The sequence below is a fragment of the Burkholderia sp. E168m15 genome, from assembly GCF_016586105.1.
GTDB classification, from domain to species: Bacteria; Pseudomonadota; Gammaproteobacteria; order Burkholderiales; family Burkholderiaceae; genus Burkholderia; species Burkholderia orbicola.
Genome location: NZ_BCPO01000168.1, coordinates 1 through 16078, shown reverse-complemented (window position 1 = coordinate 16078; position 16078 = coordinate 1). Strand labels below are relative to the sequence as shown.

At 66.8% G+C, this 16078-nt stretch carries 15 protein-coding genes; 7 read left to right on the top strand and 8 right to left on the bottom strand.

Features of this window, described 5'->3' with window-relative positions:
- Position 1: 1 nt before the first annotated feature.
- The 3 genes from JMF86_RS25305 to JMF86_RS25295 form a co-directional block, all read right to left on the bottom strand.
- On the bottom strand, positions 2 to 1477 hold the full coding sequence (locus tag JMF86_RS25305) for a PepSY domain-containing protein (RefSeq protein ID WP_011694507.1): 1476 nt from the start codon (positions 1475 to 1477) through the stop codon (positions 2 to 4).
- Positions 1478 to 1718: 241 nt separating this feature from the next.
- The gene (locus JMF86_RS25300; protein ID WP_011694508.1) at positions 1719 to 2204 is read right to left on the bottom strand and encodes a hypothetical protein; all 486 of its coding nucleotides are present in this window, start codon (positions 2202 to 2204) and stop codon (positions 1719 to 1721) included.
- Between the two features lie 365 nt (positions 2205 to 2569).
- Entirely contained in the window at positions 2570 to 2893 is a 324-nt protein-coding gene (locus JMF86_RS25295; RefSeq protein ID WP_006484612.1) for a hypothetical protein, read from the bottom strand.
- Between the two features lie 145 nt (positions 2894 to 3038).
- Here JMF86_RS25295 and JMF86_RS25290 point away from each other — a divergent pair, with 145 nt between their 5' ends.
- Positions 3039 to 3188 carry a hypothetical protein gene (locus JMF86_RS25290; RefSeq protein WP_166488163.1) on the top strand — a complete coding sequence of 50 codons (150 nt, stop codon included), beginning with the start codon at positions 3039 to 3041 and terminating at the stop codon, positions 3186 to 3188.
- A gap of 294 nt (positions 3189 to 3482) precedes the next feature.
- On the top strand, positions 3483 to 4115 hold the full coding sequence (locus JMF86_RS25285; protein WP_011694509.1) for a LysE family translocator: 633 nt from the start codon (positions 3483 to 3485) through the stop codon (positions 4113 to 4115).
- A 74-nt stretch (positions 4116 to 4189) separates the two neighbouring features.
- Here the strand turns inward: JMF86_RS25285 and JMF86_RS25280 are convergent, their stop codons facing one another.
- Entirely contained in the window at positions 4190 to 5818 is a 1629-nt protein-coding gene (locus JMF86_RS25280) for an NADP-dependent glyceraldehyde-3-phosphate dehydrogenase (RefSeq protein WP_011694510.1), read from the bottom strand.
- Positions 5819 to 6486: 668 nt separating this feature from the next.
- Here JMF86_RS25280 and JMF86_RS25275 point away from each other — a divergent pair.
- The 3 genes from JMF86_RS25275 to JMF86_RS25265 all read left to right on the top strand — a co-directional run bounded on the left by JMF86_RS25275 (position 6487) and on the right by JMF86_RS25265 (position 10678).
- Positions 6487 to 7458 carry an ankyrin repeat domain-containing protein gene (locus tag JMF86_RS25275; protein WP_012338783.1) on the top strand — a complete coding sequence of 324 codons (972 nt, stop codon included), beginning with the start codon at positions 6487 to 6489 and terminating at the stop codon, positions 7456 to 7458.
- Positions 7459 to 7598: 140 nt separating this feature from the next.
- On the top strand, positions 7599 to 7964 hold the full coding sequence (locus tag JMF86_RS25270) for a hypothetical protein (protein ID WP_011694512.1): 366 nt from the start codon (positions 7599 to 7601) through the stop codon (positions 7962 to 7964).
- 584 nt (positions 7965 to 8548) lie between these two features.
- Positions 8549 to 10678: a TonB-dependent siderophore receptor gene (locus JMF86_RS25265; RefSeq protein WP_041489630.1), complete on the top strand. Its 2130-nt coding sequence runs from the start codon at positions 8549 to 8551 to the stop codon at positions 10676 to 10678.
- A 193-nt stretch (positions 10679 to 10871) separates the two neighbouring features.
- Here JMF86_RS25265 and JMF86_RS25260 read toward each other — a convergent pair whose 3' ends face one another.
- Positions 10872 to 11819: a LysR family transcriptional regulator gene (locus tag JMF86_RS25260; RefSeq protein ID WP_006479806.1), complete on the bottom strand. Its 948-nt coding sequence runs from the start codon at positions 11817 to 11819 to the stop codon at positions 10872 to 10874.
- A gap of 224 nt (positions 11820 to 12043) precedes the next feature.
- Between JMF86_RS25260 and JMF86_RS25255 the strand changes: the two genes are divergently transcribed.
- A complete protein-coding gene (locus JMF86_RS25255; RefSeq protein WP_011694514.1) occupies positions 12044 to 13072 on the top strand; it encodes a DUF1338 domain-containing protein in 1029 nt (342 codons plus the stop codon).
- A 238-nt stretch (positions 13073 to 13310) separates the two neighbouring features.
- Here JMF86_RS25255 and JMF86_RS25250 read toward each other — a convergent pair whose 3' ends face one another.
- The 3 genes from JMF86_RS25250 to JMF86_RS25240 all read right to left on the bottom strand — a co-directional run bounded on the left by JMF86_RS25250 (position 13311) and on the right by JMF86_RS25240 (position 14153).
- Positions 13311 to 13508: a CsbD family protein gene (locus JMF86_RS25250; RefSeq protein WP_006479804.1), complete on the bottom strand. Its 198-nt coding sequence runs from the start codon at positions 13506 to 13508 to the stop codon at positions 13311 to 13313.
- A 53-nt stretch (positions 13509 to 13561) separates the two neighbouring features.
- Entirely contained in the window at positions 13562 to 13912 is a 351-nt protein-coding gene (locus JMF86_RS25245; protein WP_006479803.1) for a BON domain-containing protein, read from the bottom strand.
- 76 nt (positions 13913 to 13988) lie between these two features.
- Complete coding sequence (locus JMF86_RS25240; protein ID WP_166488164.1) at positions 13989 to 14153, bottom strand: hypothetical protein; 165 nt, start codon at positions 14151 to 14153, stop codon at positions 13989 to 13991.
- Between the two features lie 397 nt (positions 14154 to 14550).
- Between JMF86_RS25240 and JMF86_RS25235 the strand changes: the two genes are divergently transcribed.
- On the top strand, positions 14551 to 16078 hold a 1528-nt coding region (locus JMF86_RS25235), incomplete at its 3' end, for a helix-turn-helix transcriptional regulator (protein WP_200052658.1).

Genomic DNA, 16078 nt, shown 5'->3' with positions numbered 1-16078 from the left:
ATCACGCCGCGGCGCGCGCCGCGCGGCCGAACAGCAGCCGGTCGAGCAACCAGACCGCGACGATCGTCAGCCCCATCAACGGGAAGACGAGGCCGAGCAGCACGAGCCCGGCGAGCCAGCCGCGCATCGGCGGCGTGCCGCGTTCGCGCGACGGCGCGCCCAGCGTCCCGGCCGGGCGGCGCTTCCACCACATCACGGTGCCCGTGACGGCCATCGCGGCCAGCCCGAGCGACAGCACCGCGCAAATGATCTGGTTCGCGAGCCCGAAATAACGGCCCATGTGCAGCGACGTGCCGTACGACACCGCTTTCGATACCGCGCCGTAGTCGCCATAGCGGATGTCCTTCAAGACCGCGCCGCTGTATTGGTCGACGTAGATCGTGCGTTCGGCCTTCGGGTCGGCCGGAAAGTACGACGCGGTGAACACGCCGTCCGGGCCGGACGGCAGCGCGAGCGTGTAGCCGCTCGTCACGCCGAGCCCGGCGACGATCGCGATCGCGCGGGCCAGCGGCAGCGGCGCGGGTGTGGGCGTCGGCGCGGCCGGCGAATGCGGCACGGGCACGTTGCCGACCGCCCACGGCGTTTGCGGCAACGGCAGGTCGTCCATCACCATGCCCGGCATCGATTCGTCGGAATCGTGGTGATGGCCGGACGGCGCGGTGGCCTGCGCAGGCGCATGCGCGGCCGTCGCGGCGGCACCCGGACGCGTCGAGCGCATCGACGCGCCGCCCCACGCGCCTTCCGGCGCGCCGAGGTTCACTGTCGCGGCGAGCGCCTTGAAGTTCTTGCCCCACGAGCCCGACCACGGCAGCCCGGTCAGGATGAACGCGATCGTGCCGGCCGCGAGCCAGATGCCGGCCGTCGCATGAAGGCTCTTCCACAGCGGCCGGCCGCGCAGCGACAGGTCGGGCCGCAGCGCGCGCCCGACGCGTGCCGCGCCGCGCGGCCACCACAGCGCGATGCCGGTGCCGATCATCACGAAGGTCCAGCAGGCGGCGAGCTCCATCAGCAACTCGCCGGTCTTGCCGAGCAGCAGCTTGCGATGCAGCATCCGGTCGACCTGCATGAAGCGGTTCTCGACGCTCAGCGTGCCGAGTACGCTGCCGTCGTACGGGTTCACGTACACGCTCTCGCGGCTGCCGTCGCGCAACCGGAACACGTACTCGGCGCTGCGGTCCGGCGCGGTGGAGACCTGCACGGAAACCGCCGTGGCGTCGGCCGGCATCGCGGTGCGGGCGCGGGCGAGCAGCGTGTCGGCATCGAGCCGCGGCGTCGCGCGCGGTTCGACGACCAGCCGGTGCGGGTACAGCAGCGGCTCGATCTGCGGCTGGAAGCAATAGAGCGTGCCGGTGATCGCGAGGATCACGAGGAACGGCATCACGAACAGGCCGGCGTAGAAGTGCCAGCGCCAGAGCGTCCGGTAACCGGCGCTGGCGGAACGGGCGGGCGAGATGGCCCGATCGACGGTGGTCGACATGGTGTGAACTCCTCGGTTCGTCGAGCGGCGGGGCCGGCGCGGGCCGGCGGCCGTCAACGTGCGTCGCACCCGCGTGCGGGCATCGCCGCAGCAGGCGGCGCGGTGCGCTGCGCAAACGGGGCGCAGGGCGGCGTCGCCCGCGCGATGCGGGCAGGCGGGTGAACGCGTGAATCAGGTCGGGTGAAACGAACGGCGTGAACGCGCAGGCACGTCGACGTGCCTGCGCCACTGGGCGGAACGTTCAGCAGAACCGAGGAGGGGCGCGGGAGGGCGGGCGATCGTCGAATACCGATCGCACGAAAGGAAGACTGTCGAAGTGAACGCGAAAGCGTCGCGGCGGCGCCGCGGGAAACAGCAGCACCAGCAGCACGAACGATGCGATCGCGGTGAACAGCGCGGCGCCGAATGCGCACAGGCTGTCGCCGTTACCGGAAGACGCCGCCTTGTCGGCGTGCGCGTCGTGCTTCAGTGCATCGACGAGCGCCAGCGCATCGTTGGCCGGCGTGATCGGCGCGCTCGCGTCGAAGCGGGCGGCCAGCGCGGCGGCGGTGACGATCAGCGGGCCCTGGCCTGAACACAGCACCACCGAGCCCGCATCCGGACCGTCCGGATCGAGCATCACGGCGCCCGACATCAGCGCGCGGGACAGCAGCGTCACGAGGAGGAACCCCCACAGCCACTGTCGTGCGACGCCTGGCCGGAGCAGGAAGCGGCGAAGTGCGTTCATGGCGCGCGATTGTACCTCCGTTTGCGTGGAGGGGCAGGCGGGCCGTGCGTGTGGAGTGGGGCAAGTCAGGGGGAGCCAGGGGTGACGTCCCGTTCGCCGTCGGCCAGCAGATCGGCGCGATCGGCCGGCGACAGTCGCTTCATCATGCGCTCGGTGTCGTGATCGTAGCGGCGATCGTTCGATCGGGATGCTTCCGCGCGTTGCGACCGTATTGCTTCACGAAGAAGCCGAATTCGCCGGCGAGCCGGGATGTCCGGTTTCTATTTCTAACGCTCATGCGGCGAGGTTATCCGACATTCGCGCGAATCGCGCATGGCCGGCGTTGCCGCGACGGTCGTGCGCGGCGCCCGATCCCTTGCGTCCGCTCACACCGGATACGCATCGTCGACCTTCAGGTTCGCGAGCCGGAACAGCGTGCGCAGCGTCTGCGGATGGATGTCGCGGTGCGCGGCGAGCGACGTCAGCATGAAGTCGAGCACCTTCGCGTAGCGGAGCAGCACGAGGCAACGAGCAAGATCGGGCGTGCGGCCGCGCATGTCTTCGGCGAGCGTGACCATTTGCGTCGACAGCGTGCGCGCCATCTCGAGTTCCATCTGCTGTTTTTCGGTCCAGTCGGGCAGTGGCTGTTCGAGCACTTTCGCGAGGAAGAGCTGGAATGACGTATCGGACGAATTGGGCTGCGCATCCATGAAGAGCCTCGCTGCGTGTGCATATCGTACGGGCGTATCCGTGGGAGCGCCCGAGGGTGAAATCATGTCCGCGCGGTACCGGGCGCGGCTTCTGCCCGAACGGAATGCAGATTCCGTACCAGCCCCGCCGGACGATTGTTGAGCAATGTTGAGCCGTGATCCGGCGTCGGTCGGCGAGTCCCGCCGGGACTGGATCGCGCAGGCGATCGAGGAGGGCATCTACGGGCGGCAGGTAAGCGACGTCGGGCGCCTGACGCGGCGCGGCGACGCGAAATGCTTCACGGATGTAACGTAACGCGGGCGTCCGGCGCATCGCGCGCTCGTGCCGGCGAATGGCCGGAACGATGCGTGCCGCGCGGTGCGGCCATGCCCGCCGTGCGTTCGCCGACGTGAAACGGCTGCATGGAGCGCACGCCGCCGCATCGCGCGAACCGGCGGCGAACGCGCCAGTTGTTTCAAAACAGAGACGGTTCGGCGCGGCGATTGGTTGCATGGCCACGCAACTGGCCCAGCGATTGGCCGCGTAATTGTCCATGGGCAGACGGCGCGGGTTTGCCAACAATCTCCCGATCATCCCCGCGAGGTTCGCATGAACGTCCACACCTTCTTCTCGGCCAACCTGCTGCTCGCCTACACGGCCTATTTCATCGGCACGGCCAGCCCCGGGCCGAGCAATCTCGCGATCATGTCGGTCGCCGCGAACCAGGGCCGCAAGGCGGCGCTCGCATTCGCGCTCGGCGTGATTTCAGGGTCGATGTGCTGGGCGACGGTGGCGGCGCTCGGCATCTCGGCCGCGCTGCTCGCGTGGTCGAAGCTGCTGGTCGCGATCAAGGTGTTCGGCGGGCTGTACCTGCTGTGGCTCGCGTTCAAGTCGGGCCGCACGGCGCTGGCGGGGCCGCCGGCGGCAGCGGCGAACGCGGCGCGCGAGCAGCGGCTGTCGCGCTTCTACGTGCGCGGCGCGATGCTGCACCTGACCAATCCGAAGGCGATTCTCGTGTGGGTGTCGATCGTCGCGCTGTCGTCGAACGGCGCGGGCGGCGCGCATGGCGCCGTCGTGCCGGGCTGTCTGGCGATCGGCTGCCTGGTGTTCGGCGGCTATGCGCTGGTGTTCTCGATGGACGGGGCGCGCCGGTTGTATGTGCGCGGCCGGCGCGCGATGGAAGCGTGTCTGGCCGTCGTGTTCGGCGTGGCGGGCGTTCGGCTGCTGGTGACGAACGTCTAGCCCGCGCAGCGTGTGCCGGAAGCGCTCCGCCGCATTAGCGTGCGACGGAGGCTCCGGTATCAGTCAAGCCGGCTTCAGAAAATGAAGCCCGTATTGATGAACTTCGAGTGGTGATCCGACACGATCGAGTCGAGCAGCTGCTTGCTGCTGTCGGTCTGCTTCGCCGCGACCATCGAGCGGATCGAGAACGCGCGCAGCGCGTCGCTCACCGACAGCGTACCTTCCGCCGAATCCTTGCGTCCCGCGAACGGGAACACGTCGGGCCCGCGCTGGCACTGGCAGTTGATGTTCACGCGGCACACCTGGTTCACGAGCGGATCGACGAGCGCGCCGATCTGCGCCGGATCGGAACCGAAGATGCTGACCTGCTGGCCGTGCTCCGACGTCGTCACGTAGTCGAGCGCGGTTTCCACGTCGTCGAACGGCGCGACCGGAATGATCGGCCCGAACTGCTCCTCGCGGTACAGCTTCATCCCTTCGGACACCGGATACACGACGGCCGGGTAGAACAGCGTCTTGCTGAATTCGCCGCCCTGATGGTTGACGACCTGTGCGCCTTTCGCCTTCGCGTCATCGATCGCGTCGGTCATGTACGCGGTGCGATGCATGCCGGGCAGCGGCGTGATGCTGACGCCCTTTTCCCACGGCATGCCGATCTTCAACTGTTCGAGCGCGGCGGTGAAGCGCTTCAGGAATTCGTCGACGATCGAACGATGCACGAGCAGCATCTTCAGCGCGGTACAGCGCTGGCCGTTGAACGACAGCGCGCCGAGCAGGCACTCCTTCACGGTGAGGTCGAGATCGGCGTCGGGCAGCACGATCGCCGCGTTCTTCGCGTCGAGGCCGAGGATCGCGCGCAGCCGGTGCGACTTCGGGTGCTGCTTCTTCAGGTGATCGGCCACCTTGCTCGAGCCGATCAGCGCGAGCACGTTGATCTTGCCCGACGCGAGCATGTGCGGCACGACCACCGCGCCCGGCGCATAGATCGTGTTGATCACGCCCTTCGGGAACGCATCGCGGAACGCTTCCAGCAGCGGCTCGAACAGCAGCGTGCCGTACTGCGGCGGCTTGAACACCACGGTGTTGCCCATCAGCAGCGCGGGGATCAGCGTCGCGAAGGTTTCGTTCAGCGGATAGTTGTACGGGCCCATGCACAGCACGACGCCGAGCGGCGTGCGGCGGATCTGGCCGATCGTGCCTTCCGCGATCACGAAGCGCGAGTTCGCGTTGTCGAGCTCCTTCAGCGCGTCGATCGTCTGCGTCATGTACGTGACGGTGCGGTCGAATTCCTTCTGCGAATCGGCAAGGCTCTTGCCGATCTCCCACATGATCAGGTTCACGACGAGTTCGCGCTGCGCGACCATTCGCTTGATGAAGTCCTGCATGCACGCGATGCGCTGCTCGACCTTCATCGTCGGCCACTCGCCGCGGCCGGCGTCGTACGCGCGCACGGCGGCGTCGAGCGCCGCGTCGCTTTCCGTTTCGCCCATCACCGGGTAGCTGCCGATCTCGACCTGCTCGACGCTGCCGTCCGCCTGCCGCACGCACACGGGCGACAGCACGGTCTTGGTTGCGCCGTCCCACGGGCGCAATTCGCCGTCGACGAGCGACACGCGCTGGTGGATCGGCGAAGCCAGCCGGAATTCGGCGGGAATCTCTTGCAAGGCGGGAAACAGGTGCTGCAGGGAGGCGGAATCGGGCATGACGGTCTCGTTTGACGGGGTGTCCGGGAAGGACGGGCGATGCGAATCCTGAGCGGAATGATCCTCGATCCTGAATCGGCATCATGACGCGCACGCGGCTGCTCGTCACGCACGAACATGGCCGATTCAATGAATGGAACCAGTTCCATTTAAAAGGAACGCCGCAATGAATGCAACCTGGGTGCTATCGCGTCGAAATGACCGTAAGCATTTGGAAAGATTGTTGCCGAATCGCCGGTATAACAGCCATGGTGCAACCGCAAACGTTTTACTTCGGCTGAATTGAGCGGATAATGGCCCGACGCGGTGAGGAAAAAAATGCAGTGAACCTGAGAGCAGACGTAGTGAAGAACAGAAGAAGATCCGCCGCGCCGCCGATACGAGGTCGGCTGCCCGGAGCGCCGGGTCGGGGTTGCCCGGTCCGGCGCGCACCGGACATTCGCAGCGGGCCACACGCGTCGCTTCCCATCCTCGTCTTCCTGATTGCTTTCCCGTCCTGTCTTTAGAAGGTATCGCGCGAACATTGTGCGTGTGCGGTATTTCGTCGATCATGTCGGCGCGCGACAGCGCCACGAATACACACAACGATACTGAGAGCGTTCATGCGGTCGAGAACGAAAAAAGCCGCTACCGTGCTGGCACGGGGGGTGGCGTGCCTGTGCGCCGGAATGGCGTTGTCCAGTGCAAGCTACGCGCTGGAAGGCAAGGAATGGAAGCTGATGGTCGCCATGGGCGACTACGCGGCGGATAAAACCCCGCGGAACCTGGCGCGCGTCAGCGCGCTGCTCAAGCAGGGCGCGCGTCCGTATGACAAGACGGCGAAGCAGCGCTACGCGATGCCGGATGCCGAACTCACGCCGATGGGGCTGGCCGTCGTCAGCCAGGTGCCGGACGTCGTTGCACTGTTCATCGCGTCCGGCGTTGCGATCAACATGCCGATGTCGCCCAAGGGCTGGACGTTGCTGACGTACGCGATCAGCAACGCGACGCTCGGCGAACTCAAGCCCGACCAGCTCGAAACGATCCGCCTGCTGATCGGCGCGGGCGCGAACGTCAACGCGATCGCACCGAGCGGCGAGCCGCCGCTGGCGATGGCCGCGAATGCGTATACCCCGTCGCCCGAGCTCGTCCGGATGCTGTTGAAGTCTGGCGCCGATGCCCGCGCCACCGATCCGAATGGATACACGGTGCTGACCGGACGCGCGGCATCCGATCTCGACATCCTCAAGCTGCTGGTCGACGCCGGCGCCGATCCGTACGCGCATGCGAAGACCGGACAGACGCCGCTCAGCTTCGTGTGCGAGCGACGCTACGAACTGGACGGTCAGCCCGACCCGACCGCGGCCGAGCGCATCGCGATCCTGCATGAACCCGGCACGCCGATCGAGCCGCGGCTGGGCGAGCAACGCGTCCGCTGGGGCGAGACGCCGTTGCTGCGCGCGGCGATCGTGCACAACCCTGACTGCGTGAAGGCGCTTCTCGATGCCGGCGCGGATCCGGATGCGCCCGCGCTGATCGGCGCGGGTAAGGATGACGCCACCGGCAGCGTGCGCGAAGCGGTCGCGCGCGGCGCGAAGGCGACGCCCGACGTGTACGACCGCAGGGCCGTCGCGCTGATCGAAGCAGCCCCACGCAAATAACCGTCAGGCCGTGCACGTCGTGCGCCGTCGTGTTGCCCGTGGGGCGGACACGGGGCGCGTGCGTGCAGGGCCGTCGTGTTCCGCCGGCGCGCGAGCGCCAACTTTTTCAAAACACTGTTCAACCACGGAGAAACCACGCAATGAAACGAATCGCACTTGCCGCCCTCGCGCTGACGATCGTCTCGGGCGCCATGGCCGCGAAAGGCGAGCTCAAGGTATCGGCCGCGCAGATGATCGAGGCCTATACGGGTTCGGGCGGCGACAAGTATTTCGACCAGCCGGTCGCGCTGACGGGCACGCTGCTCGGTCTCGAGAAGGGCTTCACAGGCAAGACGCTCGCGGAGATCGGCGAAGACGTGGATGCCGATCAGGCGGTGCGCGCGTCGTTCGTCGATGCGGCGGCCGAACAGAAGGCGCAGCGGCTGGTCGGCAAGCGCGTCACGCTGCATTGCGTGGGCGACTTTGCATCGGGGATCGCGACCGTTCGCGATTGCCGCCTGAAGTAAGACCCGGCGTCGACGGGCCGCGCCGGCCCGTCGACGCGCCGGCGGGATGTCGCAATGGCTCGCGTCATTCGACGTCCTCGTCGTCTTCCTCATCGGCCTCTTCGTATCGCACTCCGGCGCCGCATACGCGCTCGCCAGGTCGGCTTGCCGTCGTGGATCGCGCCCGAAGTGCATGTCCTCGAACGACGCATCCCAAGCAGCCCTTCGATCCATACGGTCATAACACACCGCGCCCGCTCAATTTCTTTCTATTTCTTTACGAAATCCGCGCGTCGATGCGCAAAACTGAAAGTTATTCGTCAGGAATCCGCAGTGTTAGCCGGAGGTACGTTGCACGAAGGCGACATGTTGGAAATTGATTAATAACGCGAATCATTCTCGTTTAATATTTCGCTCCATTACGAGCCGTGACGCGTCGCAACGGCGTTTTCGTGCCGGGCATGCCGGCCGGGGCGACGAGGCGATTCTCTGTGCGCCGTCCGTTGTGCGTAGACACGCGTTCGCCTGTCGAGTCGCCGGCTGATGACCTTGCGTCGGCCGCACGCGTTTGCGCTCACCATTTTCCCTCTGCCTTTACTTCAACGATGAAATTCAACAAGAGCGCGTGCCACGTCCTTCTGATCGCCTCGTCGCTTGCCGGCACACGCGCCGCCTGCGCGCAGGCGGCCGACGCCGCGGCGACCCTGCCCGCGATTTCCGTCAACGCGGCCGCCGAGCATGCGTCGTACGACGGCGGCCATTCGCGCGCGGCGACCAAGACCGACATGTCGCTGATGGACGTGCCGCAGACCGTGAACGTCGTGCCGCACGCGGTGATCGAGGATCAGAACGCGACGTCGCTGCAGGACGCGTTGCGCAACGTGCCGGGCGTCGGCTTCTCGGTCGGCGACGGTCAGCGCGACCAGATCACGATCCGCGGCTTCAACAGCATCACGGACCAGTACGTCGACGGCATTCGCGACGACGCGCTGTACTACCGCGACCTGTCGAACGTCGATCGCGTCGAGGTGTTGAAGGGGCCGGCGGCCGTGCTGTACGGACGCGGCTCGGCGGGCGGCATCGTGAATCGCGTGCTGAAGCGGCCGCTCGCGAACCCGGTGAACGACGTGGGCGTGACGCTCGGCACGCGCGGCGAGCGGCGCGGCGAATTCGACCTCGGCTGGAATGCGAACGACGCGGCGCGCTTTCGCATGACCGGCGCGGCCGAGAATTCGAACAGCTTCCGCGACCAGTTCCAGCTCAACCGGCAGGCGATCGCGCCGTCCGCGCAGTTCAAGCTCGACCGCGACACGGTACTGAACGTCGAATTCGACTACCTGCACGACCGCCGCACGTCCGACCAGGGGATCCCCGCGTATCGCGGCCGGCCGGTCGACGTGCCGATCAACACGTACTACGGGTCGGCCGACGGGGTGAACAGTTCGTACAACGACGTCTCCGCGAAAAGCGCGACGGTGTCGCTCGATCATCGCTTCAACGATTCGCTGTCGTTCCACGGCGCGATCCGCGCGTACGACTTCTCGCTCGAGCGGAAGAACTACGTGACGTACGAGCCGATCAAGACCGCCGCGCACCCGGTCGTCACGCTCGACCAGTCGACGCGCCAGCGCACCGATCACGGCATCGACGGGCTGTTCGAACTCACGCAGAAGACGTCGCTGTTCGGCATGCGCCACGAGCTGCTGTACGGGCTCGAACTGTCGCAGCAGCAGAAGTTCGACACGATCTACAGCGTGTCGAAGGTCGCGACCTACGATCTCTTCAATCCGCAGCCGGTCGTCCTGCCCGGCGTGCCGACCGGCACGCGTGCGAAGACGAACGCGTCGACCGTGGTCGGGCTCGCGGGCGTCTACGCGCAGGACCTGATCTCGCTGACCGAACACTGGAAGGTGCTTGCCGGCCTGCGCTTCGACTACCTGAACCAGATCCGCCACGACTACACGTCGTCGAACGTCAATCTCGACCGCACCGACCATGCGTGGAGCCCGCGCGTCGGCCTGATCTACGAACCGCTCGACTGGCTGACGCTGTACGGGTCGTTCAGCCAGTCGTTCTCGCCGCTGGCCGACACGCTGATCAGTTCCGGCGCGTTTACGAACGGCGCCGCGCTTGCGCCGCAGAAGACCACCGCGTATGAAGTCGGCTCACGCTTCGACCTCGGCGGCAAGGCGACGGCCAGCGTCGCGCTGTTCGACATGCGCCAGACCAACCAGCAGATCGGCGACCCGGCGAATCCCGGCTATGCGCTGCCGATCGGTACCCAGCACGTACGCGGAATGGAGCTCGGTTTCACCGGCGAGATCGCGCCTAAGTGGTCGGTGTATGCGGGTTACGCGTACCTGAACGGTACGGTGGACGGCTCCGCGCAATCGACGGCGGCCGGCCTCGCGGTATCGAGCAATACGCCGGGGCTGATGCCGCGCCACAGCGCGAACCTGTGGCTCAAGCGCGAGCTGCCGTACGGCTTCTATGCGGCGGCCGGCATGCAGTTCCAGTCGGCGCGCTACACGTCGGCGAGCGATCTCGTCACGCTGCCGTCGTTCACGGTGTTCAACCTGGGCGCCGGCTATCGCAGCAAGAAGGTCGACGTGACGCTCACGCTCGACAACCTGTTCAATCGCCGCTACTTCATCGCCGCGCACGGCAACGCGGACCTGTACAACATGCCCGGCGATCCGCGCACGCTGACCGCCACGGTGAAGTGGCACATGTAACGCACGCGGTGCGCGACGATGCGGGGCTTCCTCACGATGCCTCGCACTCGAGCGCCCATGATCCGGCTCGCGCTTGATGTGTCGAGCATGAGCGGTCGCGCCCGCGCGCTGCTGGTGAAGATTCTTTCGGCCGGCGTGCCGGCGCGGCACGCATCCGGCGCCACCGCGTCATGACACCGGTGCGACCGCGCCGTTACTCGACGTCTTCGTCATCCTCTTCATCGGCGTCTTGCACGTCGCGTTCCGGCGCTGCATACGCGCTCGCCTGTTCGAGCAGCCAGCCGCGGAACGATTCCAGCGGCTTGCTGTGGCTGAACTCGGTCGGATACACGAGGTAGTACGCCGAATCGCCGACGGTTGCCGCGTCGCACGGCACGACGAGCCCGAGCTGCTGCAACTGTTCCTCGACGAAGAACTTCGGCACGAGCGCGACGCCGAGCCCGGCCGCGGCCGCGCTGATCAGCATCGTATGCAGTTCGTAGCGCACGCCCTGCATCGTGCGGATGTCCTCGACGCCGTGCGTCTCGAACCACTGCGCCCACGCGCCGGGGCGCGTCGTCGAGTGCAGCAGCGGATACGCGAGCAGATCCTCGACGCGCTCGACCGGCCCGTTCAGCAGCGCGGGCGAGCAGATCGGCACGACTTCCTCGCCGAACAGGTAGTCGGACGACGTGCCGGGCCAGGTCGGCTTGCCGTAGTGGATCGCGGCTTCGAAGTGCGTGTCCTCGAACGAGAACAGGTCGGTGCGGCTGCCCATGTTCACGCGCACGTCGGGCGTGCGGTCGTAGAAGCTCTTGATGCGCGGGATCAGCCAGTGCGACGCGAAGGTCGGCAGCACCGCGAGTTCCAGGTAGCCGCCGCCGCTGCCGTGCGCGATGATCGACAGCGTGTCGCGGTCGAGCGTTTCGAGCGCGCGCCGCACCTGCGTGCCGTACAGCTTGCCGGCGCGCGTCAGCACGACGCGCTGCTTCACGCGCGCGAACAGCCGCACGCCGAGGCTCGCCTCCAGCGTCGCGATCTGCCGCGACACGGCGCTTTCGGTCAGGAACAGCTCCTTGGCCGCGTGCGTGAAGCTCTCGTGGCGGGCGGCGGCTTCGAAAGCCACGAGCGCGCCCATGTTGGGGATCTTGAATTTGCGCATGATGCTCGATTCGTCTGACGAACGGACCCGCACGCCGCCGGGGTGAAGCGCCAGCGAAGCGCGGCTGATAATTCCAAAAACTCATCACGTATCAATTTAATCTCGCTTTACGCCCCGCTGCAACCCTTTGAATAATGCTTGCCATGCAAGGCTTGGCGCCCGTGGGCGGCCGGCCGACGAGTGGCCGGCACGTTTGCCGGCGAGTCCCCGAGACGAGAATCCTGATGCGCAATCCGAATATCGACAGCTTGCTGACCAAGCTGCTGGGACAGGCGAAGACCGACGCCCTGTTCTCGACCCTGAACATGCCGGCCATCCTCGAAGAATGGGAAGACGGCGTCGTGACCCGCGCGGAAATTGCGCAGGCGATGAACATGGCGCTGTTCGAAGGGCTGCTCGAGCGTTCGGCGAACGGCCGCGCGTACACGGCCGAGGCGATCGAAAACGGTGGCTCGGTCTATTTCGACCACGGCGCGCTGCGCACGGTGCGCTGGCCGCACACGGGCGCACTGCCGCCGGGCGAGGCGGCGTTCACGCGCATCCTGCGTCCGCTCGGCTTCCGCCTGAACGGCCGCTACCCGCTCGACAAGCTCGGCATGACCGGCCGCGCGTATGCGCATGAAGACGCGCCGGACGAAATCGCGCAGTTCTTCGTGAGCGAACTGCATCCGGAGCGCTTCTCGAAGGAATTCCAGCAGGCCGTGACGAACGTGGTCGGCGCGTCGCGCGACCCGCTGTCGCCGGCGGCCGTCGCGCGGCTGTGGGAAGTCGAGCGCGAAGGCTGGCTGTCGCTCGAAGACGCCCATGCGCTGCTGCCGGAAATCGTCGGCGCGTTCGCGCGCCAGCACGACGTGCCGAACGAGCTCGACTACGAGACGCTGCTGATGGAATCGGCGGAAATGGCGTGGATCGCGACCGAGGGCAACGCGTTCAATCACGCGACCGACCGCGTCGCCGACGTGTTCAAGCTGTCCGACGACGAGAAGGCGAAGGGGCGGCCGATGAAGCCCGAAGTCGAACGCTCGCGCTCGGGCCGCGTGTTCCAGACGGCCTATCGCGCGGATACCGTCGAGCGCGAGTTCCGCACCCGCGACGGCGGCACGGTGAAGCGCAACGTGCCGGGTTCGTTCTACGAGTTCATCACGCGCAAGCGCACGTTCGACCAGGCGGCGCGCCGCTGGGTGACCGACCTGCGCTTCGATGCGGGCAACGCGCAGGGCATCTTCAAGATGACGGCGAACGCGGCGAAGTAAGCGCGGCGCGTCACGCACCGCACGCAAAAGAGAAGGGCCGGCGGCTGGTTTCAGCCGTCGGCCCGTTTTCATTGACGACGCGTCGTGCGCGTCAGAAGAGGTGCGTGACCAGAAAAAACAGCACCAGCAGCCCGATCGGTACGCCGAGCAGCCATGCGATCAGATATTTGCCCATGTCGTGGTCCTCCTCGTGGCCGCGACGCGGTGCGCGTCGCGGCGGGGTGAGACGACTGGCGCGTTACAGCTCGCGGTCGAACTCCTTCAACTGCTTCTCGGCTTCGTCGCGGGCGATCCCGTAACGCTCCTGGATCTTGCCGGCCAGATAATCGCGATTGCCTTCCGCGACCTGGAGGTCGTCGTCGGTCAGCTTGCCCCACTTGGCCTTCAGCTTGCCGGTGAGCTGCTTCCACTGGCCCTTGATCTTGTCTTCGTTCATGGTGTGCTCCTTTCGTAAGGGGAGAAAAGTGCGGCGCTCGGCCGCGGGGTAGCTCAGGCCTTCGCCTTCAGGCCGGATGCGTCGACGTGCTTCACGCCCTTGATCGCGCGGGTCACGGCAACGGCCTTCTTCACGGCGACCTTCGTCGGCAGCACGCCCGTCAGCGTGACGACGCCGTCCACCGTCTTCACGCTGATGTCGGTGCTCTTCACGCCGTCGGTGGTTGCGAGCTCACCTTTCACCTTGGTCGTGATCCACGTGTCGGTGACAGGCTGATTCGATTCGCTCGCCATGCCGCTGTCGGTCGACGAGGCCTGGGCATGCGCGTTCGTGAGCGGCGCGGCGGAAAGCAGGAAGGCCGCGCTGACGGCGAGCAGGGTCGAAAGGTGCGAGGTCTTGTTCATTGATGTTCTCCTTCGATTGGCGGGTTGAATCAATCAGTCGGGGAGCACGGCGCGTTCCCGTGCGGTGCCCGCGCGTTCAGCGCGCGATCGGCGTGTCGTAGCCGGGCTCGCGCGGCGGCATGTCCGGGCGCAGTACGTCGGGCGGCAGCGGTACCGGCGGGTCGGTGCCGGGCGCCGGTTCGGGCGGATGGTCCGGGGGCGGTTCGGGCCGCGTCGGATCGGGTGTCTGATGCAATTTCATCCGTGTGTCCTCCCTCTGCGGTATGAAAGGGCAGCGCATGAGCGCCGATGCAGTACCAGCGTACCGACGCGAACGCGAGCGGACATCGCGCAAATTCACCGGATCGGTTAGTGCGTTTGCACTGGGGGACGGAACAGACGGTGGGCAGGGACATGCACCACGACCCGGGCAACGCGGCGCGACAGGCGCGCTGGCCGCACCGCACCATTCGGCGGGGCACCGCACGATCACGGGCGGCGTGCGAATGTACTATTCGAGATAGTGCATTCGCGCGTGTCGCGCCGTTGCGCGGCACGCGATCATCGCCGCACGCGCCGGCCGGGGCATGTCGCTGCAACGGGCGCTCGGCCGGCGCTCATGTTGATCGCTCATGTTGACGAGAAGGGACAACGATTCGATGAACGAACCAGTAGACGAACAGGCGCTCAAGTCGCATACCGACCGGCGCCAGCTGCACCAGATCATCGCGGGGCTGACCGAGGGCGTGATCCTGATCGAGCCGGACCAGCGGATCGTCTGGGCGAACGAGGCCGCGCTCGCGATGCATGGCGTGACCGAGCTGAAGGCGCTCGGCGCGGACGTCACCGAATACCGCGAGCGATTCCGGCTGCGTTACCGGAACAATCATCCGGTGCGCGACGGCCACTATCCGATGGATCGCGTGATTGCGGGCGAGGAATTCAGCGACGTGACGGTTGAAGTCGAATCGGCCGCCGACGAGTCGGTGAGCTGGGTGCACCGCATCCGCAGCCTGGTGCTGACGAACGCGGCCGGCGCGCCCGACTGCCTGGCGCTCGTGCTGCACGACGCGACCGAATGGGCGAGCGCCGAGGAACGCTTCGAGCGAACCTTCAACGCGAATCCGGCGCCGGCCGTGATCTGCCGGCTCGACGACTTGCGCTACGTGAAGGTCAACCAGGGCTTTCTCGACATGACGGGCCACGCGCGCGACGACGTGCTCGGCCGCTCGGTGTACGAGATCGACGTGCTCGAACAGGCCGAGCGGCGCGAGCTGGCGATCGAGCGGCTCGGCGAAGGCGCGACGATCCCGCAGATGGAGGCCGTGCTCAAGCTGGCCGACGGCAGCACCAAGGCGGTGGTGGTCGCCGGGCAGCCGATCGACATGAACGGCGAGGCATGCATGCTGTTCACGTTCATGGATCTCGAGCCGCGCAAGCAGGCCGAGCGCGCGCTGATGCAAAGCGAGGAACGCTTCGCGACGGCCTTCCGGATGGCGCCGGTCGCGATGGCGATCGTCACGGCCGACCGTTTCGAGCTACTCGACGTGAACGACGGGTTTGCCGCGATGACGGGCCATGCGCAGGCCGATCTCCTTGGTAAATCCGCGGACGAGATCGGGCTGTGGGCCGAACGCGGCGCGTGGTCGCGTATCGAAGGCCGGCTCGCGGGCGACGGTCACGTGCGCAACGTGGACGTGCAGATTCGCACGCGCGACGGCGACGTGCGCGATTGCGTCGTGTCGGCCGACCCCGTCGCGATTCACGGGCGCGATTGCCTGCTGGTCGCGCTGCTCGACATCAGCGACCGCAAGCGTACCGAGATGGAGCTCGTCTATGCGATCGAGACGGCGATGCAGGACGCGTCGTGGTTCAGCCGCACGCTGATCGAGAAGCTCGCGAACGTGCGGCGCGCGAATGCGCCGGATGCGGGCGCGCAGCTGTCCGACCTGACCGCGCGCGAGCGCGACGTGTTCGACCTGCTGTGCCACGGTCTGGCCGACAAGGAAATCGCCGGCCGCCTCGGGCTGGCGCCGAACACCGTACGCAATCACGTCGCGACGATCTACGCGAAGCTCGACGTGCACAGTCGCGGCGAGGCGATCGTGTGGGCGCGCGAGCGCGGGATCGTCGGCGCGGCCGAAGCGAACGGCGCGCGCGGCGACAAGGGCGGCGCGAAGGGCAAGG